The sequence below is a fragment of the Sulfitobacter sp. M368 genome, from assembly GCF_025141875.1.
In the GTDB taxonomy this organism is placed as follows: Bacteria; Pseudomonadota; Alphaproteobacteria; order Rhodobacterales; family Rhodobacteraceae; genus Sulfitobacter; species Sulfitobacter mediterraneus_A.
On the sequence record NZ_CP081113.1, the window covers coordinates 2,353,819 to 2,378,229 of the forward strand.

Consider the following 24,411-nt stretch of genomic DNA (forward strand, 5'->3'; position numbering starts at 1 on the left):
TCATGTCACTGGCCGAAACCCCTCATTTGGCTGCCTGTCCGGGTTGCGTGGCAGGCCCCCTGCCCGCTGCCGCGCAAAGTGATACGGCGGGTGATACCTTTCATCTTTCGCTGCCTTCGATCCATTGTGCCGCCTGTATCTCCACCGTGGAACGCGGGCTCTTGGGCCGCGCCGATGTGCATGCAGCGCGGGTCAATCTGAACCGCAAACAGGTTGAGATCACGGCCGAGACCGGCACGATGCCCGAAGATCTGATTGATCATCTCACCGGGCTGGGGATCGAGGCACGCATCCTTGATGTGGATGCCCTGGGGCAAGATGGCGACCGCGAGGGCCGCGCCTTGCTCATCCGCATCGCCATCGCGGGCTTTGCCATGATGAACGTCATGTTGATGTCGGTCGCGGTTTGGTCGGGTGCCACCGATGCCACGCGCACATTGTTTCATTGGCTGTCCGCCGCGATCTCGCTGCCAGCCTTGGGATATGCCGCACAGCCGTTTTTCCGTCATGCCTGGACGGCCCTGCGTGTCGGGCGGCTCAACATGGATGTGCCGATCTCGCTTGCGCTGATCCTGACGGCCGCGATGTCGCTTTATGAGACAGCCGCTGGCGGGCATACCGCCTATTTTGATGCGACCCTGTCGCTGACCTGTTTTCTGCTGATTGGCCGTTACCTTGACCATCGCTGCCGCGCCACGGCGCGATCTGCGGCCAAGGAACTGGCCGCGCTCGAAGTGCCGCGCATCCTGCGCAAGACCGACGAGGGGCGGGAAACCATCAACCTGAGCCAAGCGCAGGTGGGTGATCCGATCATCGTTCTGCCCGGCGCACGGGTGCCTGTTGACGGTGAAGTGATCGAAGGGATCAGCAACATCGACCGCGCCCTGCTGACCGGGGAAAGCCTGCCTGTGGCCGCCAATGTCGGTGCGCAGGTCAGTGCGGGCGAAGTGAACCTGAGCGGGCCATTGACGATCCGCGCCACGGCTGTGGGCGCCGACACCAGCCTGCGCCGCATGGTCACGATGATCGACGCGGCGGAATCGGCCCGCAACCGTTATACCGCACTGGCCGACCGGGCCGCCGCGATCTATGCCCCGGCTGTGCATTTGCTGGCGCTTGTGACCTTTGTTGGCTGGATCACCTATACCGGTGATTTCCGTCATTCGCTCAATATCGCGGTGGCGGTTCTGATCATCACCTGCCCCTGTGCCTTGGGACTTGCTGTCCCTGCGGTGTCCACCGCGGCGGCAAGCCGGTTGTTCCGTTCCGGTCTGCTGGTCAAGAACGGCACCGCAATGGAACGGATCGCGGAAACGGATGTGGTGGTCTTTGACAAGACCGGCACATTAACCGAAGGCCAGCTTGAGGTTGGCGCGGTTGAGACATTGCCACAATCCACCCGCGCCATCGCGCTGGGTCTTGCGCAATCCTCGACCCATCCGATTTCCCGCGCCCTGGCTTTGGGCCTTGAATCCCTTGGCACCGCAGCAGCCTCTCTGACCGACGTGACCGAACACCCTGGCAAGGGCGTTTCCGCCCGGTTCAACGGTCAGCTGGTCAAGCTGGGTGCCGATCATTTTGTCGGTGCCAAAGCTGAGGGTGGACATGGTGCATGGGTGCAAATCGGTGACGCGGCGCCGGTGTTCCTGCCCCTGCAGGCCACCCTGCGCAAAGGGGCCGCAGACATGGTGGCAGAGCTGCGCAAGAGCGGAACCGAGATGCACCTGATCTCTGGTGACACCGCCGCCGCGACACAGGCTGTGGCACAGGCGCTTGGTATCAGCCATGTGCATGCGGGGCAAAGCCCGGCAGACAAGATCGCCTATCTGAACGGATTGGCGGCAACCGGCAGCAAGGTCTTGATGGTCGGCGATGGTCTGAACGATACGGGCGCATTGGCGGCGGCCTATGCCTCTGTCGCGCCGGCGGCGGCGGCGGATGCGGCGCGGGCGGCCTCGGATGTGGTAATGCTGGGCGATACGCTGTCCGCCCTGCCCGAATTGATCACAACATCGCGCAGCGCCAAGCGGCGCATTCTGGAAAACTTCGGCATCGCGGCAGCTTATAACGCCTTGGTGATCCCCTTCGCCATGGCCGGATTTGTCACGCCGCTGCTTGCAGCCATCGCCATGTCCAGCTCATCCATCGTGGTCTTGCTCAACGCGATGCGGCTGCAACGGAGGCGCAAGGCATGAATATCCTGTCCATCCTGATCCCGGTTTCGCTGGGCCTTGGCGGGCTTGGCCTGCTCGCCTTTGTCTGGAGCCTGCGGGCCGATCAATACGACGATCTGGACGGTGCGGCATGGCGTGTCCTTTTGGATGACGAAACCGCGCCAGTTGATCTTGATCAAAGACAGCCCGAGGAAAGCGATTCAAAAAAGTCCTCATGATGGATTTTGACACACTCAAGGCCCGTGGCCTTTTTGACCAGCGCCTGCCCCGATACACCAGCTATCCGCCGGCCCCTGCGTTTCATGACGGCATCGGCGCCGATTTTCAGGCCAAGGCGCTTGCCGCGCTGGACCCGGATGAGCCGATTTCGCTTTATTTGCATATCCCGTTCTGCGAACGCCTGTGCTGGTTCTGCGCCTGCCGTACGCAAGGGGTCAGCAGTCTCGCCCCCGTTCAGCACTATATCGCCACGCTTGAGGCCGAACTGGCCGTGGTGGCCAAGCATCTGAAGGGCAAACAGCGGATCAAACAGATGCATTGGGGCGGCGGCACACCGACGATCCTGCCGCCGGAGTTGATCAAACGGCTGGTTGCGGCGATTGATGGTGTGTTCCAACGTGATGAAAACACGGAATTTTCGGTCGAGATTGACCCGACATTGGTGGATGCTGACAAGATCACCGCGCTGCGGTCCGCAGGCATGTCACGGGCCAGCATCGGGGTGCAGGATTTCGCAACTCAAGTGCAGGAATCCATTGGCCGGCTTCAAAGTTATGACCAGACCAAGACCGCCGTGGATCTGTTGCGACAGGCTGGCATTGCCTCGCTGAACATTGATCTGGTTTATGGTTTGCCGTTTCAGTCCGTCGAAGGGTTCGGGCGCACGCTGGATCAGGTTATGTCGCTGGACCCGGACCGGATCGCGCTTTTTGGCTATGCCCATGTGCCGCATATGGCCAAACGCCAGCAGTTGATCCCCGAACAGGCGCTGCCGGATGACCGCGCCCGCTTTGCCTTGTTCAATCACGCCACCGATGTTCTGACCGGATCGGGCATGACCGCCATCGGGATCGACCATTTTGCCAAGCCCACAGACAGTATGGCCATCGCGGCGGCACAGGGCAAACTGCGGCGCAATTTTCAGGGCTATACAGTCGATGGCTGCGGCACATTGCTCGGTCTGGGTGCCTCGTCCATTTCGCGCTTTGAGACAGGGTTTAGCCAGAACACACCGCAGACCGGCCCCTATTCCAAGATCGTGCGCGGTGAGGAACTGGCCACTGCTCGCGGGTACGAGCTGACGCCGGAAGACAAGCTGCGCAGCCGGATCATCGAAATGCTGATGTGCGATTATGCCATTGATTATAAAGAGTTGTCGCTGAGCGATGCACAGCAGGCGATGCTGGCGCCGGCCTTTATGGCGCTGCGGGCGGAATGTGCAGGCCTTTATACCGAAGACGCAGATCGCCTGTCATTGTCGGACGAGGCGCGGCCCTTGGTGCGCCGTTTGGCACATTTCTTTGACACGTTCACCATGGGCAACGTGGGTTATTCGCGGGTCTCCTGAGAGACCCGCCTGCTTGCGCGGGATGGGTTCGGCTCAGGCCGCAAAAGGATCATCCAGAACGCCAATCAGTGGCATCAGGAAATCCCCGTTTGCGGCATCCAGCGCATCCGCAAAGAATGCGTCAATCGCGTCGGTGGAGGCCTCAATGCCCGCCGCCGTGCCATCAAAGAGCGCCATCGCTTCGGCAGCGTCTTCCACGTCGGACATGCCTTTGTGCACGGCGAAATAGGCGCCGATGTCGGTTTTGACCTCCAGATATTGTTGGTCCGCCGCCTGTTGCGTGATGAATTCGGCGCTGGCGTCATCCGGGGCGTCGGCCCGTGCGCCGCGCAGCACCTCAAGAATGAAATCCGCCCGCTGGACCGACCCATCATCCAGAAGTCCAACCCAGAAGTTGAGCCCTGCCACATCCGGTGTACGGCCCAGCACGTTGTTGTAGACGGTTTCGGCAAAATCCAGATTTGATGTGCCATCCGGATAGGCCGCGCGGGTTTCATCCTGATCAATGAACAGTTTTGCCATGTCATCAAGGGTCGTTCCATTGTCAAAGGCGGTGGCCCAAAAGAACAGCCCAACCGCATCCGGAGCGCGGTTGAAATAGGCGATGTAAAGCTCGATCACGCTTTCCATCTGGTCTTCGCTCAGGGCGGCGGGACCGGCAAAGGCCCGCAGATCCATATCCCCGCCGTCAAACAAGGGTAAGGTACTGTCAAAGCTGAGAAATTCGATGTCTTGCAGCGTATCGGTGCCATTTCCATCCGCGCGGCGGTCGGCAATCACCATGCCACTGCGGCTGATGGTGAGCGTGTGACTTTGCTGTGCGCCGGCAAACTGCGCGGTGTCCACCCCTGCGCCGCCGTTCAGATCATCATCACCCTGCCCGCCGTTCAACGTGTCGTCGCCATCGCCGCCGGATACGTCATCGGGACCGGTGCTTCCGGTCAGGGTATCATCCGTTGGGCCGCCTTCGACCCGGTCTTTGACAAGCGGTCCGATAGGGCCAAAGCTGGAGCTGGTCAGGGTTTCCTCGGTGCCGTGGCCGTCAGTATAGGCAATCCGCGCTTCGATAAAGGCGTCCAGATCAGCGGGCGTGAGCGTGTATTCGCCTGCCTCGGCACCGGCGATCACCGCACCGTCGCGCAGCCAGACATAGGCGAAGGCCCCCAATCCGTCTGCGTCAGCCACAGCGCTTGTATCCACGCTGATCGTTTTGCCCACTTCGGCGGTGCCGGTCACGACCAGTGCCCCTATCGGCAGGTCGTTTCTGTTTTCCACCACGCCACTGGCGGCCGAGGTCAGGGTTTCCAACGTGCCAAACCCGTCTTCGTAACTGATTTGCACGTGGATTTCCGCGCCGATATCTTCTGCACCCAGATCATAATTGGCAGTCACGGCATCAGGCTGCACCAGCCCGTCACGGAACCAGACAAAGCTGAACGCGCCGGTCCCGTCAGGATCACTGATCCCGGAGGTATCTGCAAATAGTGTGCTGCCTTCTTTGGCCATGCCGGTCAATGTAATCGCGCCTTCGGGGGCATCGTTCACGTTCTCGACGGGCGCTGTGGCGGCTGATGTAAGGGTCTCAACCGTGCCATGGCCGTCGGTAAAGCTGACCTGGACCTCGATCGTTTTGCCAATATCGGCGGCTGTCAAAGCATAGCTTGGACCGGTCTGCCCCGGCACCGGATCGCCGTCGCGCAGCCAGACATAGGCAAACGGGCCGAGGCCGTCGAGATCCGCGATGCCGTCCGTTTGGGCGGTCAATATGCTGCCCTCTTGCAGGGAGCCGACCACTTGCGGTTCACCTGTTGCTGGATCGTTCACGTTTTCGATCAGGGCCGTTGCACCGGAGGTCGCTGCCTCGGCATTGCCGAACTGATCATTGAAAGACACCCTCACAGAAATGGCACTGCCGATGTCCGCGGCGGTCAGGACATATTCGTCCTGTGTGGCACCGGCCACGGCTTCGCCATCGCGCAGCCATTGATAGTGGAACGGGCCAAGTCCATCCGGATCGGTAAGTCCGCTGGGATCTGCGGTCAATCTCGCGCCTTCCTTGGCCTCACCGTAGATGTTGACCGTGCCCGAAACCGGATCGTTTGTATTGGTCACAGGGCCGGTTGGGCCGGACAGCAGAACCTCGCTGGCGCCAAAACTGTCGGTAAAGGCCAGGCGGGCGGCAAAGACCTTGCCAATGTCGGCGGAGGTCAACGCATAGGTTGTGCCGGTCACGCCCGTGTCCTGACCATCGGCGAGCCAGGTGATTGTGTATGGTTCCAAACCATCCTCATCGGCCAGATCGCTGACCGAAGCGGTCAATGTACCGCCCTCGGTCACATTTCCGCCAATGGTGAGCGTGCCACTGGCGGGATCGTTCTGGTTCTCCACGATGGCGGTTGCGCCGCTGATCAGGGTTTCAAGGCTGCCCTGCCCGTCAGTATAGGACAAACGCACTTGCAGTGAGGTGCCAACATCCGCCTGCACGGGCGTGTACTGCGCCGCCGTTGCGCCCGCAATTTCGGTACCGCCGCGCAGCCACTGATAGGAAAACGCGCCCAATCCGTCGGGGTCTGCAATGGTGCCGGTGGCAGCCGTCAAAGATGTGCCCTGCTTTGCCAAGCCGGTGATCTGCACTGTGCCCTGAGGCGCATCGTTGACGTTCTGCACGGGGCCGCTTGGGCCGCTGGTCACGGCCTCGCTGGTGCCTTGCCCGTCAATGTAGGAGACCCGCACCGATATCTGGGCATCCACGTCCTGTTGCCCCAGTTCGTAGGTTTCTGCAGTCGCGCCAGCAACGCTTTGACCGTCCCGCAGCCATTGGTAGGAGAATGCGCCGAGGCCATCCCCGTCTGTCACTGCCGACGCATTTACGCCCAGCGTTTCGCCTTGCGCCGCGATACCGGTCAGGGTGACGCTGCCTTGGGGTACTGTGTTGGTGTTTTCGACCGCGGCTGTTGCGGTGCTGGTCACGGCTTCTATCGTGCCTTGCCCGTCCGTATAGGTGATCCGCAGGGAGATTGTCGCGCCGACGTCGTCTTGTTGCAATTGATAGCTGCTGCCGGTTGCGCCGGCGATATCACTGCCGCCCCGCTGCCACTGGTAGGAAAACGCGCCGAGGCCATCTGCATCGGACAGAGCATTTATATTTGCGCTCAGCGTTGCACCTTCCTGTGGCTGGCCATTGATCTGCACGGTGCCTTGCGGTGCATCGTTGATGTTCTGCACTGCCGCGCTGGCACCGCTGGTCAGGGTTTCCAATGTGCCTTGCCCATCGACAAAGCTGACCCGCACCGAGATCTGTGTATCCACATCTTGCTGGGACAGTTGATAGCTGGCCGATGTAGCACCGGATATTTGCGCGCCATCGCGCAGCCACTGGTAGGAAAAGCCGCCCAACCCGTCGCTGTCAGTGATAGCAGATGTGTCCGCCACGAGGGTCGCGCCCTGCAAGGCCGTTCCCGTGATATCTACCACGCCTTGCGGTGCATCATTCAGGTTCTGTACAGGACTGGTCGCCGCGCTTGTTACGGTCTCAAGTGTGCCTTGCTGATCGGTGTAGCGGACCCGCAGCGCGATGTCGTGGCCAACGTCGGATTGCGTCAGGGCAAAGCTGCTGCCTGTTGCGCCATTGATTACGCCGCCATCACGCAACCATTGATAGGACAACGCCCCCAGCCCATCGGCATCGGTCAAGGCATTGGTGCGCGCAGAAAGCACGCTGCCTTCTTGCGCGGTGCCGTCGATCTGCACGCCGCCCTGGGGCGCGTCATTGACGTTTTGCACGGTGGCAGTGGCGGCGCTGTTGATGTGTTCGGTTGTGCCTTGCTGGTCGGTGTAGGACACGCGCAGGCTGATGGTTTCGTCTACATCTGATTGGGTCAGGCGGTAACTGCTGCCCGTCGCGCCAGAAATAGCCGCGCCGTCCCGCAGCCATGTATAGTTGAACAGACCAAGGCCATCTGCATCCGACAAGCCAGAGGTCTGCGCGGTCAGCAACACGCCCTGCCGTGCGGTGCCATTGATCGAAATCCCGCCTTCCGGCGCGTCGTTGACGTTTTGCACGGTGGCCGTCAAGGCGCTGGTCAAGGCTTCGTCATTACCGGCCTGGTCTTCGAAGCTGACGCGCAGTGAAATCCGCTCGCCCACATCGGCCTGGCCCAAGGTATAGCTGCTTCCGGTTGCGCCGCTGATCGCGCTGCCATCACGCAGCCATTGATAGGAAAACGCCCCCAGACCGTCGGCATCGGCAATCCCGCTGGTATTCGCCGTCAGGGTCTGGTCTTCGCGGGCGGTGCCGCTGATGGTGACAGATCCGGTTGCCGCGGAATTGCCGGCGGGCACATCGCCTTGCAGTTCGATGTTGGCGGCGGTCAGGGGTGTCCCGCTTTGCGAGCCGTGAAAAATATCGATGTAGGTGCCGTCAGACAATGTGAGCCGCGAGACATTGGAGAAAGGTTTGGTGATCGAGGCAATCGCCGCATCGGCCGTGGCAAAGCCGCTGTCAATCAGCCGGATCACCTCGGTGCCAAGATCAAAGTCATAGACCGTGTTCTCGCCATCCCCAAGGCCGACGACAAAGGTGTCGGTTCCGCCTTGGCCGAACATCACATCCTCCCCCGCGCCGCCGCGCAGGGTGTCATTGCCTATGCCGCCCTGAAGCTGATCATTTCCGGCATCGCCAAACAATTCATCCGCGCCGGTCTGGCCAAACAATGTGTCTTGCCCGCCGCCGCCGTGTAACGTGTCATCGCCCAGATCACCCTGGATCTGATCGTTGCCGCCCAGACCGTCGATGAGATCACCGATGATGGTGCCAAAAATCGTTTCGCCCCCGCCAGTGGCGATGTCAGGTTGAGATCCCTGCGCGGTGTAGCCTGTGACCTCGTAACCGATATCGGCAAGGATGGCTTTATCCACTTCGCTCAGCAGCACGCGTGTACCCGTGGTCAGCATCGGATCGAGCGATACGGTATCACCGTCAAATCCTTCTTCGACGTGGCTGTGATCATCGTGCAGAGGCACAGCTGCGCCGCCGTTCACCGAACGGGCATTGGTTCCGGTAAAGGTTTCGCCCGATACCAGCGCATCAAAAGCACCAGAGGTGCCAATGCCAAGGATATGGCCGATCTCATGCACCGCGACCGACAGGAAATCGTTCTGCCCCGCAGAGGGTGCTCCAAGGCCAAAGTTCCAGTTCGTGCCGGTGTCAAATGTCAGCGTGCCTGCCCAGGGCTCAAAGTCGCTGACCGCACCTTGGCCGCGAAAATCATCGCTGATCCGCGCTGAAAAGATATCGCCGGATGCCGAATACCCCGATGGTCCGGCGTATCCCAAGGTGGAACCGCCAAGCGAGGCCGCGCCCACGAACACAATCAGGTCATCAACGGCCTCGGTCAGGGTGATGGTTTCCTGGGTCACGCCATTTGTTGGATTGGTGATGTCGAAAGAGATACCCGCCTGCACGTCGTCAAAGTCATCACCGATGACGCTTTCCCAAAGACGGGCCGCTTCCTCGAGGGTGGCACGGCGGCTGGCGTCCAAGAAAAACCCATTCGTGTCAAAGCGATAGTCAAACTTGATCTCAAACGACATGTCGTAAACCCTTAATCATCAATCCGGCGCCTTTGCGCCCAGGTGCACCCGCGCAACCGGCCCCGTCTTGCATCACACATTCGCAAAACCGGCCCGCAAAAACGCCCAAGCGTCTGTGACCATGATCGAAAAAGTTGACGAAAAGATGTTCCAAATCGTGCTTGGGCACAGAAAATAGATAAACGTGACCACAACGCCAGTGCAGCCTGCGCCGTCGGCGAATATCGGCATAGTGGAGATGTCCCTCGGCGAATTGCCGCTGTCGAAATCCTTGGAGGCGGTCAGTCCAGAACCACCGCCACCAGCCCGACGAAATCACCCATTTTAACCAGCCCCGGCACATGACGTGCCGCCAGAATGCCGCTGCGCCCTGCAGTGCAAATCTGTGGCGCAACGCCGGTACGGTCTGCCGGCCAGATGCGGGCAATCGATTGCCCCTCAGTCACTGAATCCCCCATGTCCCGAAGGTATTCAATCATCCCCGCAGTTTCCGCAAAGTGAAAACAACTGGCATCCGGCATGTCGATATTGATGGTTGGATCCTGCGTCATCTCACCTTGCAAAATACCACTGTGGATCAACAGGTTGCGGATCCCCTTGCGGGCGATGGCGACACTTCGGGCGGTGGATGTGCCCGCGCCGCCCAATTCGGTTGTGACAAAGACCTTGCCCTGATTTTCGACCTCGGTGTCAAACATGCCAACGTTGTCGATCTCCAGCATTCGCGCCGAATAGGGCGCGTTGAACGCCTGCATCGCGGCCATGCAAGCGGCCTCATGGGTTTTGTCCTCCAGCACATGCGCTGCCGCGAAGGGCAGAAAATCCAGCGTGCTGCCGCCTGAATGGAAATCCAGCACCACATCGGCCAGCGGCACCAGCCGGGTTGCGATAAAATCGCAGATCTTGGCGGTGGCGTTGCCATCGGGCTGGCCCGGAAAGCTGCGGTTCATATTGGCCCCGTCAATGGGCGAGCACCGCTTGCCGGCCGCAAAGGCAGGCATGTTCATCATAGGCAGGATGATCACCCGCCCGGTGATCTGATCGGGGGTCAGCGTCACCGCCAGATCCTGAAGCGCGATTGGCCCTTCGTATTCATCGCCGTGATTGGCCCCGGTCAACAGCGCGGTTGGCCCCGTCCCATTGGCAATCACCGTGATCGGGATCATCACAGAGCCCCAGGCGCTGTCATCGCGGCTGTAGGGCAGCTTGAGAAAACCATGATGCACGCCCTGCGCATCCAGCGGGATTGTGGCGCTGATCGGGTTGGCCGTCATCGTTTCACCCACAACTCACGCGGGGTGTTGCACAGGCATTCATGGCCCGTTTCAGTGATCAGGATCGGCTCCGTGATTTCCAGCCCGCCATCATCAAGCCAGAGCGCGGGCATAAAGTGGAAGGTCATCCCCGGCTCCAGCACAGTGGTGTCGCCGCGCCGGAACGAGATGGTACGTTCGCCCCAATCGGGGGGATAGCTTATTCCGATGGCATAACCGCAGCGGCTGTCTTTCTCAAAACCCGCCTTGTTGAGCGTGGCATTGAATGCGTTGGCGATGTCCTGGGCCTGATTGCCCGGCTTTGCCTGTTCCAACCCAGCCTCAATGGCATCGAGAACCGCGCTTTCCGCATCACGGTATTTCTGCGGCACATCGCCAAGGAACAGCGTGCGCGATTGCGGACATTGATAGCGCCGGTGTGCGCCTGCGATTTCAAAAAAGGTCGCCTCGCCCTTCTGCATCGGGCGGTCATCCCACGTCAGATGCGGCGCTGTGGCATCAAGGCCTGACGGCGCCATTGGCACAATCGCCGGATAATCCCCCCAATGCCCTTCAGCCCCGCGAATGGCAGTTGCGTAGATCTCGGCGATCAGATCGTTCTTGCGCAATCCCGGTTCGGCCAATTCGAGGACACGTTCATGCATGACTTCGACAATACGCGCAGCGCGGCGCATGTATTCAATCTCAGTCTGGGATTTGACCGCCCGTTGCCAATTGACCAAACCTGTCGCATCGGCGAACCGCGCCTCCGGCAATGCACCGGTTAGTGTCATATGCGCCTTGGCGGAATAGTAATAGTTGTCCATCTCAACGCCAATTCGCGCATTTGACAGCCCAAGTTCGTTCAGCAAGCCCGCCAGATCGGACATTGGATGTTTGTCGGGGTTTTGCACATAGGTGTCATCGTAGCCGCGAATGTGGTCCGCGCCGTCCATGAATACTGTGCGCCCCGCGCCCACCGCATCCATCGCCCTGCCCCACCAGACCGGATCGCCCGATTGGGTCAGGACCACACCCTGATAAACGTAGAAGGACCACCCGTCATAGCCCGTCAGCCAAGACATATTGGATGGATCGCAGACCACAATGGCCTCAAGTCCGGCGGCGTCCATCGCGGTGCGGGTTTTGGCAATGCGGCGGTAATATTCATCGTCAGAGAAGTTTTTATCAAATGTTGTCATGGGCTTGTTCCGGTCAAATCCGCGCGGGCCTGTCCCGCCTCCCGATTAGATTTTCCTGATTTGTTGCAATTGACAAGCGCCCATGTTGCACCGACATGATCACCCTCATGAAATCACCGCGCCTTGATAAGACCGATATCGCCATCCTTGCCCTGCTGTCGCGCAATGGCCGGATCAGCAAAAGCGATCTGGCCCGCAAGGTCGGGCTTCGGCCCACGGCGTGCTGGGAGCGGATGCAGCGGCTTGAAGAAAACGGCGTCATCACAGGCTACCGCGCAGAGTTCCATTTGCGCGCCATCGGCCCGTCTATCACGGTCTTTGTCACGGTTGAGCTGGGCGCGCATCGTGCTGAAAATTTTGACAAATTTGAACGCGAGGTGGCCCGCCATGATGAGATCACAGGCTGCTGGGCCTTGGGCGGCGGCTTTGATTATCTGTTGCAGGTCGTGAGCCCCGATATCGACAGTTACCAGCGCCTGATCGACACGCTTTTGGATCAACGTGCGGGGGTGACGCGCTACTTTACCTATATCGTGACCAAGCCAGTCAAAGACGGCCCGCCACCCTTTGATCTGCTCAGCGGGGGCTGAGCGCAATCCGATGATTTTTTGGGATCAGAACCGATTTGCCGAAAAATCATCGCCGCGCCGCAGGCTAGGTCAAACCCAATGAGGCAACACATCTGCCAAGACAAAGACCAAAGGACCGGCCATGACAGACACACGCAGCAACGACCAGCTTAGCCAGTGGGACCACGATCACTTTTTTCACCCTTCGACCCATCTGGGCCAGTTTGCCCGCCGCGAAATGGGCAACCGGATCATCACCGGGGCCGAGGGGGTTCATATCACGGATCGTGAAGGCAACCGGTCATTGGATGCTTTTGCCGGACTTTATTGTGTGAACGTCGGATATGGCCGCACCGAGATCGCCGAGGCCATCGCCAAACAGGCGCATGAACTGGCCTATTACCATTCCTATGTGGGGCACGGTACCGAGGCCTCAATCACCTTGTCACGGATGATTGCAGAGCGTGCGCCCGAAGGCATGAACCACGTCTATTACGGGCAAAGCGGATCTGACGCCAATGAGACCAACATCAAATTGGTCTGGTACTACAACAACATCCTTGGCCGCCCGCAGAAGAAAAAGATCATCTCGCGCTGGCGCGGTTATCACGGCTCGGGGCTGATGACCGGCTCTTTGACCGGATTGGGATTGTTCCACAACAAGTTTGATCTGCCGCTGTCGCAAGTGGTGCACACCGAAGCCCCCTATTACTATCGCCGCGATGATCTGTCCCAGACCGAAGCACAGTTCACCGCCCATTGCGCGGCAGAACTTGAGGCGTTGATTGAGCGTGAGGGGCCAGACACCATCGCCGCCTTTATCGGCGAGCCGGTTTTGGGCACAGGCGGTATTGTTCCGCCCCCTGCCGGATACTGGGAAGCGATTCAGGATGTATTGAACAAACACGATATCCTGTTGATCTCGGACGAGGTCGTGACCGGCTTTGGCCGTTTGGGCACCATGATGGGATCGGATCACTACGGGATGAAGCCCGATCTGATCACCATCGCCAAAGGTCTGACCTCGGCCTATGCACCGCTGTCCGGCTCCATCGTGTCGGACAAGATGTGGAAGGTGCTGGAGCAAGGCACCGATGAAAACGGCCCCATTGGCCATGGCTGGACCTATTCGGCGCATCCCATCGGCGCGGCAGCGGGGGTGGCCAACCTCGAATTGCTGGACCGGCTGGATCTGGTGGCCAACGCGGGCAGCACCGGCGCGCACCTGAACGCCGCAATGGCGGCGGCATTGGGCACCCATGCCCATGTGGGCGAGATCCGCGGCGAAGGGATGCTTTGTGCGGTCGAGCTGGTGAAGGATCGTGATGACCGGATCTATTTCGATGCCGCTGAGAAAGTCGCACCACGGATCGTGGCAAGGATGTTGGAACTGGGCGTGATTGCCCGCGCCATGCCGCAGGGCGACATCATCGGCTTTGCCCCGCCGTTCTGCCTTACCCGATCCGAAGCGGACCACGTTGTCGGCGTGACCCACCGGGCCATCACTGACATTCTGGGCTAAACAACCAGCGGGCGGCGATCAATCGCCGTCCGCCACCCCAGCCGCCCGTGCCCGCGCCCGCCGTGCACGATAGCTGGGCAGCACCACGAGGATCGCGGCAATCACCAACAGGCCCAACGTCATCGGCCGTTCCCAGATAAACCCGATGCCATCATAAAGCTGCATGGAGCGGGCGAAGTTGTTCTCAAGCATGCCGCCCAGAATGAACCCGATCAGCAGCGGAGCCAGCGGGTAATCTGCAAACTTCAGCGCCGTGGCACAGATGCCGAAACCCACCAGCAAAAGCAGCTCTGTTGCGTTGTTCTGGCCGATGTAAGCCCCCATCAAGGTAAAGAACAAAATGAACGGGATCAGATAGTTGCGCGGGATCGATAGCACTTTGGCAATATAGGGGATCAAGGGCAGGTTCAGGATCAACAACACCAGATTGCCGATGAACATCGACATGATCACCGCCCAGAAAATCTGCGGCTCGTCGATCATCAGGCGCGGCCCCGGCGAGACATTGAGCGCGATCAGAGCCCCCAGCAGGATCGCCGTGGTGCCAGAGCCGGGAATGCCCAGCGTCAGCAGCGGCACGAAAGATCCGGTGCAGGCGGCGTTGTTGGCGGTTTCGGGCGCGGCGAGGCCTTTGATCGACCCTTTGCCAAATTCCTCTTGCTCTTCCTTGGTGGCGATATTGCGTTCCACAGCGTAGCCGAGAAAGCTGGCGATCGTGGCGCCCGCACCGGGCAGAACCCCGATGAAGAACCCCTGCAAAGATTGCCGACCGATCACCGGCGCGATGGCGCGGGCCTCGCTGCGGGTGATGCGCAGGTCTTTGATCTTGCCGTCGCCGCCACCTTGGGTGATTTTCGGTTTCAGCACCAGAAACAGCGCCTCTGGCAGGGCGAACATCGCCATCGCCAGCGTGATAAAGCCAAAGCCCGATTGCAGGTCCATCACCCCCATGGTGAAGCGCGGCAGGTTAAAGAGCGCCCCCTCGCCCACGGTCGCCATGATCAGGCCCAGCACGGTCATCATCATCGCCTTGGCCACCTGCCCCGTGCCCGCAAAGGCCGCGATGGCAGACAGGCCGACCACCATAAGGGCGAAATACTCCGCCGAGTGGAAAAGCAGCGCCACCGAGGACAGCATCGGCGCAAAGACCATCAGCAGCAATGCACCGATTGTACCACCGGCAAAGCTGGCGATGGCGGCAATGGTCAGGGCCTTGCCGGCCTTGCCCTGTTTGGCCATCGGATAGCCATCAAAGCTGGAGGCCACGGTGCCCGCCACCCCCGGCGCATTCAACAAGATCGAGGAGGTCGAACCTCCAAAGATCGCGCCGTAATAAACTCCGGCCAGCAGGATCAGCGCCGCGGAAGGATCACCCATCGAGATCGCCACCGGGATCATGATCGCGATGATCGACATCGGGCCAAGGCCGGGCAGCATGCCGATGAATGTCCCGATCAGACAACCACCGATGACCATCAACAGGTTTTGCAGGGAAAGGGCCGTTTGCAGGCCAATCAGAAGTCCTTCGAGCATGTCATCACCCTCCGAAAAAGCCGGGCAAGGGGCGCATGTAGATGCCCAAGACCTGTTGCACCAGATACCAGACCACCACAGCCGTCAGCACCGAAACCGGCACCATCAGATGCCATTTGCGTTCGCCCAGAATGAACGATCCCAGAATGAGAAATGCACCGGTGGAGAACAGAAACCCAAGCGGCCGCAGGCACAGCGCATAGGCCACCATCAGCGCCAGCAGCAAGATCGCCTGACCCAAATGGTAATCCCCCAAGCGGCGGTAATCGATCTCACCGACTTGGGTTTCGCTTTTCTCCAGCCCCAGCAGGATAATCAGCGAGGCAAGAATGCCCAGCACCGACAGAACTTTGGGAAAGGTGCTTGGCCAGATGGGGTTGCGCTTCATAAAGGGGGCAAGGCTGCCGTCCATTGTGAACCACGCGGTGTAGCCATAAGTCAGGCAAATTCCGAGCAATATCAGTGCGATCCAGCGATCAAGCGCCATCGTCCCATCCCCCCTTTGGTGATGCAGGGCGGCGTACCGCCCTGCCATGTTCAGCCTTTGTTAAAGAAATCCGAGCTTTTTCATCAGATCACCGATGACCTTTTCCTGATCTTCCAGGAAAGCGCGGAAATCATCGCCGGAGTTGTGGATGTTGACCCAACCGTTGCGGGCGCGCACGGCCTCCCATTCAGGTGTGTCATACATTTTGGCCAGCGCATCTTGGTACATCGCCACTTTGTCTGCAGGCAGACCGGGCGCACCAAAGAACCCGCGCCAGTTCACAAAGCTGGTGTCGATGCCCTGCTCTTTCATAGTCATCGCATCCGCTGCGGCAGCCACACGTTCATCGGCTGTCACACCGATAATCTTGACCTCGCCCGCCTTGGCCAGATCCACCGCTTCGGAAAAGCCGGTCGAAAGCGCGGCAATCTCGCCTGACAGCAGCGCCGCCATGGCCTTGCCGCCCGCGTCATAGGGGATGTATTTGACGCCAAGCGCATCTTTGCCCGCCGCTTCCATCACCATGGCCGCGACCAAATGGTCCATGCCGCCGGGAACAGAGCCGCCGCCGATAGCCGTGGCAGAAGGATCCGCGTCATAGGCCGCCAGCAGATCCGCCATGGAATTGATCGGGCTGTCCTTGCCCACAACAATCGCCGCGTAGTCACCGATGGTGCCCGCCACCAAGGTCAGATCGCGGAAATTATGCGGGAACACGCCCGTCAGCGAGCGGATCACGATGGGTGTGGAGTTGACCATCAGCGTTCCGTGGTTGCTTTCGGCGTTCTCGATCAGATAGCCGATGGCCTTGCCGCCGCCGCCACCTGACATGTTTTCGTAAGACGCGGTGCCCACAAGGCCCGCGCCGGTCAGTGCCTCGCCGGTGCCACGTGCGGTGCCATCCCAACCGCCGCCAGCACCGCCGGGGATCAAGAAGTGAATGCTATCGAGCACCTTGTGGCCATCCGCCATCGCAGGTGCGCCAAAGCTAAGCGCGGCAAAGGCAGCGCCAATCAGGGCGCGGCGGCCCAGTTTCAATGTGGTCATGTTGTCCTCCCATTTGACATCTGGCCGCAGCACGGCTCAGTTGAAGGAAGACTAGAACGCCAACCTGACACAAACCTGACACGTCACAAGAAGGCCGCGCCGCGCCATGAAATTTCTGTTGGTCGAAGACAATGCCGAGCTGGCCAAGGCGATTTCGTCGCGGATGAAGTTCGACGGCCATGTTGTTGATCACGCGGACAAACTGGGCGATGCCATCGCCTTTTCCGAGACCGGTGAATATGATCTTATTCTGCTCGATATCATGTTGCCGGATGGCGACGGGCGCAGCTTTCTCAAACAACACAGATCGGGGGGACAGGACACGCCGGTGATCGTTTTGACCGCCCGCAGTCAGGTGTCCGACAGAATCAGCATGCTCGATCTTGGGGCCGACGATTATGTGACCAAGCCGTTTGACCACGCCGAATTGCAGGCCCGGTGCCGCGCAGTGCTGCGCCGCAAGGCGGGCAAGGGCAAGACCGAGATTGAGCTGGGCGGCGCGGTGTTTGATCCGGTGGCCGGCACCCTCCAGATCGGCGGCGCAGCGATTGGTCTGCGCAATCGCGAATTGCGTCTGCTTGAATTGTTCATGAATGCACCGGGGCAGATTTTCTCCAAACAAAAGCTTTTTGATCGGCTGTTTTCCATTGATGACGACGCCAGCGAGAACGCGATTGAGGTCTATGTCGGGCGTCTGCGCAAACATCTCGAAGGCAGCGATCTGCGCATCACCACGTTGCGCGGGCTGGGCTACAGGCTTGACCATGGTTGAGGAGGTGCCTGTCTCCGGATCGCTGCGCGGACGGCTTATGATCACCCTTATTGGCGGCGCGGCGGTGCTGGCGCTGCTGCTGTTTCTGGCCTTGCGCAGCTATGCCGCGCAGGTCGCACAGGAGGGTCAGGACAGCATTCTGCGCGCCTCTGTCGCTTCTATTCTGGATGCCGCTGTGCTGCGACGCGGACAGGTTGAGATCGACATTCCCTATGCGTCCTTTTCCATGCTCAGCACCGCCTCTGATGATCGGGTGTTCTATGCGGTACATCAGGACCAGTCCTTGGTTTCAGGCTATGAGGGGCTCTTGCCCAAAGCAGACAGCCAAGCGGCGCAAGACGGATTTCAAACCGTTGAATTCCTGAACACGTCCCTGCGTCTTGCAACCGCATCGCGCATGCTGGTGGGGGAAAGCGAACGCACGCAGATCACAGTCTCCGTGGGCCAGACCCAAGACGCGCTGGCCGGAACGCTCAACCGGATTTCGCGCAATGCCGCCTATTTTGGCGCGGGGTTCTTTGCGCTGGCTGTTGTGCTGTCGCTCTGGGCGACCTCCGCCACCATTGGCCAGCTCAAACGCCTGACCACCTCCGTGGCGCGGCGCGGGCCGCAAGACCTCAGCCCGTTTGCCAAGCCGGTGCCGTCAGAGATGCTGCCGCTGGTGCAGTCACTCAATTCACTGATGGGGCGGTTGGATCATTCGCTCAAGCAATCGGAGGATTTCATCGCCGAAGCCGCGCACCGCGTGCGCACCCCGCTGGCCACCGTGCGGTCCTATGCCGAGGCGACGCTGCAACGGGTCAACCGTGGCGAAAACCGCGAGGCATTGCGGTCGATGATCCGCGCGATTGATGAGAGTTCACGGGCGGCAGGGCAGTTGCTGGATCATGCGATGATCACCTTTCGCGCCGATCATCTGGACCGGCAGGACATTGATTTGGTTGAATTGGTGCAGGATCTGGTTCTGCGCCTGACGCCCGTTGCGGATATGCGCGATGTCGATCTGCGGGTCCATGGCGCGGCGCAACTGCCCTATTCAGGTGATCCGATCCTGCTGCAGAACGCCATCCGCAACGTGATCGACAACGCGCTGAAATATGCCCCGACAGAAAGCGCGGTGGACATCACACTGACCGGCGATCCGGTAAAGCAGATCCAGGTTTGCGACCAGGGTCCGGGGTTTCCCCCTGCGGAAATCGATACGCTGGCGGCCCGGTTCAAACGCGGTAACAACGCGGAGGGGATCATTGGATCCGGACTGGGCCTGACCATTGCGCAGGATGTGGCCTTGGCCCATGGCGGCACATTGAACCTGTCAAACCGGGTGGAGGGCGGCGCATGCGTATCCTTGCAGTTCTAGTTCTGTTGCTTTGGCCCGTGGTAGGTTTGGCTCAAGACTGGGAAGATCAGCAGCTATTTGAAGGCAGCGCCGCAAGCCAGACACTGCGGGTGTTGTCCAGCACCGACACCTCGTTTTTTGCACCCATCATCCAGCGGTTCTTGCGTGAACAGCCGGGATGGGCCATCGAATACTTCGTGCATAGTACCGCCGAGATTGACCGGCGATTCCGCGAGAACCCCGATGGCTATGATTTGGTGATCTCAAGCGCGATGGATTTGCAGCTTAAACTGGCCAATGATGGATATGCCCGGCAGATCAATGACATAAGCCACCCCGATTGGGCGCAATGGCGGCAGAGCCTGTTTGCCTTTACCACGGAACCGGCAGCGATCGTGATCAACCGAGCCGCCTTTGCCGGACATGAGATGCCCCAGACCCGTCAGGATCTGATCCGGGCGCTGCGGGCGCGGCCGGAGCAGTTTCGCGGACGTTTGGGCACTTACGATGTGCGCGAGTCTGCGCTTGGCTATCTGTTTGCCACACAGGACGCCCGCGCATCCGAAACGTTCTGGCGGCTGATGGAGGTGATGGGCGGGCTTGATATCCGGCTTTATTGCTGTTCGGGCGAGATGATTGACGATCTTTATTCCGGCAAGATTTCTGTCGCCTACAATGTTTTGGGCAGCTATGCGCTGGCGCGGCGTGACACCCATGATGCGCTTGAGATCATCTTGCCGTCTGATTTTCCGACCACGATGATGCGCACGGCCTTTGTGCCCAGCGGTGCCAGCCATCCGCAAATGGGCGCTGAGTTCATCCGCTATCTCATTGCGCTGCAGTCGGCCGGAACGCCCCAGGATTTCCCTCTGCCCCCGCTCAACTTGGAACAAGGCAGCATTGCACAATCCACCATCGCACTGGAGCCTGCGTTGATGACCTATCTTGACCGGCTCAAGCGGCGCACGTTTCTCAAGGAATGGCAAAGCGCGATCATACAGGACCGCTGAAAACCTGCCTCAGGATTTGCCGCCAAAGCCGGGCACGCGGCCGGTAAACAACGACCACAGGACAACAACCATATAGGCAAGGCACAGCACCACGAGGGTGGTCCAGACATAGGTCAGCACCGCCGCCGCCACGACCGCCACGCCAACAAGGTAGTATTTGACATTGTGGCGCGAGACCTTGGTGGTCTTGAACGACCATGTCGGCACGCGGCTGATCAGCAGCAGTCCAATCACCACCATATAGGCACAGATCACCAGCTCCGGCAGGACCAACGTATTGGGAAAAGCAAAGGTCGCGAACATCGGCAACAGGACCAAAAGCGCGCCTGCGGGGGACGGCACGCCCGTGAAATGCGGACTGGGAGGCTGGTCGGTTTCGGCCTTGCTGGACACGTTGAACCGCGCCAGTCGCACCACGCAGCAGACCGCAAAGACCAGAACCGAAAACCATGCGGCACTGTTCATGTCTTGCAGCGCCCAGAAATACAGGATCAGCGGCGGCGCAACCCCGAAGTTCAGAAAATCGGCCAGTGAATCGAGTTCCGCACCCATGGCGCTGTCGCTGCCCAAAAGCCGCGCCATGCGGCCATCAAGACCGTCCAGAACACCGGCCACTACAATCAGCTGCACCGCAAAAACGAAATTGCCCTGAACCCCATAACGAATGGCCGACAGACCGGCGCAAATCGCCGCAATGGTGAGCATATTCGGGATCAGCTGGACCAGCGAAAACTCACCCTTGGTCTTTTCAGGAAGATCGCCCATCCGTTTGCTCATGCGCCCTCTTCGGTGGCGGCGGGCAGTTCGGCCAACACCGTTTCGCCCGCGATCATGGTTTGGCCAATGCGGACCATCGGCTCGACCCCTTTGGGCAAATAGACATCCAGCCGCGAGCCAAAGCGGATCAGGCCAAAGCGTTCACCGCGCTGCAAGGTTGCGCCGGGTTCGACAAAACAGACGATGCGCCGGGCCACCAGGCCGGCGATCTGCACCACGGCCAGTTCCTGCCCGTTGTCCATCTTGACGCAAAGGCTGTTGCGTTCGTTGTCCACGCTGGCCTTGTCCAGCGAGGCATTGAAAAATTTGCCGGGGCGATAGCTGACCGCGCGGATTTCGCCGGAAACCGGCGTGCGGTTCACGTGGCAATTGAACACGTTCATGAATACGCTCACACGGGTCAGCGCCTCATCCGGCATGCCCAGTTCCGCGGGCGGCACCGCAGGTTCAATCAGGGAGATCACGCCATCGGCAGGGCTGATGATCAGTCCCGGACGGTCCGGCGTGACCCGTTCAGGATCGCGGAAAAAGTAATAGCACCACACCGTCAAGCCAACGCCGATCCAACCCAGAAAGGTCGAAAACACGAACAGGACAAACGTGACAGCCGCAAATATGGCAACAAATTTGGTGCCTTCAGGGTGCATTGGTTTGATGAAGGTGCCCATCATTTGCATGGCGTCTTTTCCTTGTGGCAGGTACCGCATCCCTCATAAGGCGATTGGGCAAGAGTGCAAGGGTATTCACACCGGCCTCAGGTCAACCACCTTGGCCGCGCCGCAGCGTCAGGCAGGTGGACCAGATGTGTCAGCCCCGCATTGAGCCGTCCCCAATTCCCACCATCCCGCAGCAGCGCCGCTGGCCATGATGTGGTTCGCGCCATTGCCGTTTCAAGGCTGTCACCGGCTTGTTCCGTCAAAACCGCGATGGCGCGGGTCAAATCCAGATGCGCCCCGGCCAAGGTGCCATCCGCCAGCGTCAGCCGGTCACCGCACCGCCGGATTTCGCGGCCATTGAGGGCAAAGCTGTGCACGTCGCTGCCAGCTGTGGCCATGGCATCTGTCACGGCAAATATCCGATCCTTGCGCCCCTTGGCCCGCAGCGCCAGACGCATGGTTGCGGGATGCACGTGAATGCCGTCAGCGATCACCCCGGCAAAGACATCGTCCTGATCCAGCACGGCCCCTACCAGACCGGGGGCGCGGTTGGTCAGCTGGCTCATGGCGTTGAACAGATGCGTTGCGCCTTTCGCGCCCGCATCAAAGGCGGCCATGCAGGTCTCGTAATCCGCATCGGTATGGCCAAGGAAAACAACCACGCCAGCGTCTGACAGGGTTTTGATCTGCGCCAAGCTGGCGTTTTCAGGGGCCAGCGTGACCTTGAGGGTTGCAATGCGATCAGCTGCCCGCAGCAGCATCTGCAAATCCTCGTCCTCCATAGGCCGGATCAGCGCCCCGTCATGCGCGCCCTTGCGGGAAACCGCCAGATGGGGCCCTTCGAGATGCAGGCCGACGATACCCGGCAATCTGGTCGCTTGCGCCTCGATCACGGCGGCAATTGCCGCCTCCGTCCGGGCACGGGTGTCCGTGATCAGCGTGGGCAACAAGGCGGCTGTGCCCAGCGCGGCATGGGCCGCTGCCATCTGCTGTAGGGTTTCCACCTTGGGCGCGTCATTGAACATCACGCCGCCGCCACCGTTGACTTGCAAGTCCACATATCCCGGCATGATCGTTCCACCTGCCAGATCGGTCGCAACGCAGCCTTCCGGCAATGGTCCTTCGGGCACCGCCGCCACCTGCCCCGCTGCATCTGCAATCAACATATGCCCCCGGTGCAAGGTTTCTCCGTCATGGATGTTTGCGCCCAAAAAGGCCTGGCTGGGTTTCAACATCGTTGGCCGGTATCCTTGCGGCGATCTGCATCACTTTGGATCTAACACATCCAGTGCCGAGCCTGCCAGTGGCCCGATGCCAAATCCGCAGGGTCAGGCCGTTTGTGCGCGGGCGATAATCTGCCTCATATGAACGACATAGCTTTCGGGCAGGTCCAGTTCGTCCAGCCCCTTGAGGATCGGGCGCACATAGTCGTCACTGGGTGCAATCATGCGGGTCAATCCGGGTATTTCATAGGTCACCGAGGGCACCTCATTGCCATCTGCATCAATGAGCGTGATCTCTTTGCGGGCCCACATATCCTCTGACACGGCGGCTTGATCCAGCTTTTCCATGTCATCTTGGCTCAACTCATATTGGATCCCGTACATGACATCATCGGGAGCCACATCCAGCGTGCATCCGGTCACGCCATCGCGTTTGCACGCTCCAAAGCCCATCCGGTATCCCTTGAGTTTCATAATCCCCAAAGGTTTGGCGGAGGGGGCAAACTTCTGCATGCCTTCGACATCCAGAAGTGTCCCGTAGGCAAAGTAATTCATGTGTTGTTCCTTTCGTTCATCTTATTCAACCGTTTGAAAACCTGTTTAATGGCCACATCGCGCCGCACCCGGACCGCGCCCATTTCTGCGCGGGGGGCGGTGAAACCGGTTCACCCAAGCGCCGAGGCAACGCTCCATTTTTCTGGGCGGGCAGCCTGCACGCGAATATTTTCGATGTCGGCAATTCGGTGACAGGCCGCGCGATGCCCTTCTGCGACATGCTGCATTTGCGGGAAGGTCTGGTGGCATTGATCTTGCGAAAACGGGCATCGCGGCGCAAAGCGGCAGCCCCTGGGCGGATCCACCAGATCAGGCGGCGTGCCGGGGATGGCAATCGGCTCTGCCTCGCTGTCCAGATCAGGAAGGGAGTTCTTCAGCCCCAAGGTATAGGGATGAAACGGCGTGTTCACGACCTGCGCTGTTGGCCCCTCTTCGACGATGACACCGCCATACATCACCGCCATGCGGTCACAGTTTTCGATCACCAGCGCCAGATCATGTGTGACCAGCAGGATGGAAAAGCCGAACTGGGTTTGCAGATCACGGATGCGGCGGAAGATCTGGTCCTGGACAATGACATCAAGCGAGGTTGTCGGCTCATCCGCCAGGACAACAGAGGGGTTCAGAACCAATGCCATCGCAATAATCGCCCGTTGCCGCATGCCGCCCGAAAACTGATGCGGGAATTCGCGAAAGCGTTTGGGGTCGACACCGACAAGTTCGAACAAGTCTTTGGCGCGTGCCGTTGCCTCACGGCGTGAGACATTCTCGTGCGCCTTGATGGCATCAATGATCTGATCGCCCACCCGATGCACGGGATCAAGCGCATTCAAAGCACTTTGGGTGATCATCGACATGTCTTTCCAGCGCCGCTGACGGCGGCGTTCCGGGGTGGCGGCGATCATGTCCTCTCCGTTCAGACAGACCGCTCCGGACAGGATCTCTGCGTTGCCAGGCAGAACCCCCATGACCGATTTCAAGAAGGTACTCTTGCCGCAGCCGGATTCGCCGACCAGACCAAGGTTTTCACCGGCCTCAAGGGTGAGGTTCACCCCCTGCAAGGCGGCGGCAGGGCCGCGGTCAGTGCGATAACGAACGGACAGATCAGTGACGGACAGGCGCGGGTTTGCCAT

General features: G+C 59.9%; 19 protein-coding genes. 8 read left to right on the plus strand and 11 right to left on the minus strand.

Annotation, left to right across the window (positions count from 1 at the left end):
* The first annotated feature begins 2 nt into the window (after positions 1-2).
* From K3754_RS11810 to hemN, 3 genes are read left to right on the plus strand one after another with little or no spacing between them, the layout of a single operon-like run.
* A complete protein-coding gene (locus tag K3754_RS11810; protein WP_259937490.1) occupies positions 3-2,195 on the plus strand; it encodes a heavy metal translocating P-type ATPase in 2,193 nt (730 codons plus the stop codon).
* Complete coding sequence (gene ccoS, locus K3754_RS11815; protein ID WP_203210878.1) at positions 2,192-2,392, plus strand: cbb3-type cytochrome oxidase assembly protein CcoS; 201 nt, start codon at positions 2,192-2,194, stop codon at positions 2,390-2,392. The genes K3754_RS11810 and ccoS overlap by 4 nt, the downstream gene beginning before the upstream one ends.
* A complete protein-coding gene (gene hemN, locus K3754_RS11820) occupies positions 2,389-3,741 on the plus strand; it encodes an oxygen-independent coproporphyrinogen III oxidase (RefSeq protein WP_203210877.1) in 1,353 nt (450 codons plus the stop codon). Before ccoS ends, hemN begins: the two co-directional genes overlap by 4 nt.
* A gap of 33 nt (positions 3,742-3,774) precedes the next feature.
* Here hemN and K3754_RS11825 read toward each other — a convergent pair whose 3' ends face one another.
* The 3 genes from K3754_RS11825 to K3754_RS11835 form a co-directional block, all read right to left on the minus strand.
* The gene (locus tag K3754_RS11825; RefSeq protein ID WP_259937501.1) at positions 3,775-9,333 is read right to left on the minus strand and encodes a DUF4214 domain-containing protein; all 5,559 of its coding nucleotides are present in this window, start codon (positions 9,331-9,333) and stop codon (positions 3,775-3,777) included.
* Positions 9,334-9,614: 281 nt separating this feature from the next.
* Positions 9,615-10,607 carry a N(2)-acetyl-L-2,4-diaminobutanoate deacetylase DoeB gene (doeB, locus tag K3754_RS11830; RefSeq protein ID WP_259937503.1) on the minus strand — a complete coding sequence of 331 codons (993 nt, stop codon included), beginning with the start codon at positions 10,605-10,607 and terminating at the stop codon, positions 9,615-9,617.
* Complete coding sequence (locus K3754_RS11835; RefSeq protein WP_259937505.1) at positions 10,604-11,788, minus strand: M24 family metallopeptidase; 1,185 nt, start codon at positions 11,786-11,788, stop codon at positions 10,604-10,606. Before K3754_RS11835 ends, doeB begins: the two co-directional genes overlap by 4 nt.
* Before the next feature lie 95 nt (positions 11,789-11,883).
* Between K3754_RS11835 and K3754_RS11840 the strand changes: the two genes are divergently transcribed.
* Both K3754_RS11840 and K3754_RS11845 read left to right on the plus strand, forming a co-directional pair.
* Positions 11,884-12,378 (plus strand): Lrp/AsnC family transcriptional regulator, encoded by a 495-nt coding sequence (locus K3754_RS11840; protein WP_238933021.1) that lies wholly within the window; start codon positions 11,884-11,886, stop codon positions 12,376-12,378.
* A 121-nt stretch (positions 12,379-12,499) separates the two neighbouring features.
* The gene (locus K3754_RS11845; protein WP_203210873.1) at positions 12,500-13,879 is read left to right on the plus strand and encodes an aspartate aminotransferase family protein; all 1,380 of its coding nucleotides are present in this window, start codon (positions 12,500-12,502) and stop codon (positions 13,877-13,879) included.
* Between the two features lie 18 nt (positions 13,880-13,897).
* Here K3754_RS11845 and K3754_RS11850 read toward each other — a convergent pair whose 3' ends face one another.
* Genes K3754_RS11850 through K3754_RS11860 form a run of 3 tightly spaced genes read right to left on the minus strand, consistent with a single transcriptional unit; the run spans position 13,898 to position 16,946 of the window.
* A complete protein-coding gene (locus K3754_RS11850; RefSeq protein WP_203210872.1) occupies positions 13,898-15,412 on the minus strand; it encodes a tripartite tricarboxylate transporter permease in 1,515 nt (504 codons plus the stop codon).
* A gap of 4 nt (positions 15,413-15,416) precedes the next feature.
* Entirely contained in the window at positions 15,417-15,899 is a 483-nt protein-coding gene (locus tag K3754_RS11855) for a tripartite tricarboxylate transporter TctB family protein (RefSeq protein ID WP_259937508.1), read from the minus strand.
* A gap of 60 nt (positions 15,900-15,959) precedes the next feature.
* Positions 15,960-16,946 carry a tripartite tricarboxylate transporter substrate binding protein gene (locus tag K3754_RS11860; protein WP_259937510.1) on the minus strand — a complete coding sequence of 329 codons (987 nt, stop codon included), beginning with the start codon at positions 16,944-16,946 and terminating at the stop codon, positions 15,960-15,962.
* A gap of 106 nt (positions 16,947-17,052) precedes the next feature.
* Between K3754_RS11860 and K3754_RS11865 the strand changes: the two genes are divergently transcribed.
* Genes K3754_RS11865 through K3754_RS11875 form a run of 3 tightly spaced genes read left to right on the plus strand, consistent with a single transcriptional unit; the run spans position 17,053 to position 20,067 of the window.
* Positions 17,053-17,718, plus strand: coding sequence for a response regulator transcription factor (locus K3754_RS11865; RefSeq protein WP_120502706.1), 666 nt, complete (start codon positions 17,053-17,055; stop codon positions 17,716-17,718).
* Entirely contained in the window at positions 17,711-19,078 is a 1,368-nt protein-coding gene (locus K3754_RS11870; protein ID WP_259943339.1) for a sensor histidine kinase, read from the plus strand. Before K3754_RS11865 ends, K3754_RS11870 begins: the two co-directional genes overlap by 8 nt.
* On the plus strand, positions 19,057-20,067 hold the full coding sequence (locus tag K3754_RS11875; protein ID WP_259937513.1) for an ABC transporter substrate-binding protein: 1,011 nt from the start codon (positions 19,057-19,059) through the stop codon (positions 20,065-20,067). Before K3754_RS11870 ends, K3754_RS11875 begins: the two co-directional genes overlap by 22 nt.
* Before the next feature lie 9 nt (positions 20,068-20,076).
* Here K3754_RS11875 and pssA read toward each other — a convergent pair whose 3' ends face one another.
* The 5 genes from pssA to K3754_RS11900 all read right to left on the minus strand — a co-directional run bounded on the left by pssA (position 20,077) and on the right by K3754_RS11900 (position 24,411).
* Entirely contained in the window at positions 20,077-20,832 is a 756-nt protein-coding gene (gene pssA, locus K3754_RS11880; protein WP_259943340.1) for a CDP-diacylglycerol--serine O-phosphatidyltransferase, read from the minus strand.
* A gap of 8 nt (positions 20,833-20,840) precedes the next feature.
* Positions 20,841-21,521 (minus strand): phosphatidylserine decarboxylase, encoded by a 681-nt coding sequence (locus tag K3754_RS11885; RefSeq protein ID WP_259937529.1) that lies wholly within the window; start codon positions 21,519-21,521, stop codon positions 20,841-20,843.
* Positions 21,522-21,598: 77 nt separating this feature from the next.
* A complete protein-coding gene (gene nagA / locus K3754_RS11890) occupies positions 21,599-22,735 on the minus strand; it encodes an N-acetylglucosamine-6-phosphate deacetylase (RefSeq protein WP_203210867.1) in 1,137 nt (378 codons plus the stop codon).
* 93 nt (positions 22,736-22,828) lie between these two features.
* Complete coding sequence (locus K3754_RS11895) at positions 22,829-23,278, minus strand: gamma-glutamylcyclotransferase family protein (RefSeq protein WP_203210866.1); 450 nt, start codon at positions 23,276-23,278, stop codon at positions 22,829-22,831.
* A gap of 110 nt (positions 23,279-23,388) precedes the next feature.
* Positions 23,389-24,411 carry an ABC transporter ATP-binding protein gene (locus K3754_RS11900; RefSeq protein ID WP_259937542.1) on the minus strand — a complete coding sequence of 341 codons (1,023 nt, stop codon included), beginning with the start codon at positions 24,409-24,411 and terminating at the stop codon, positions 23,389-23,391.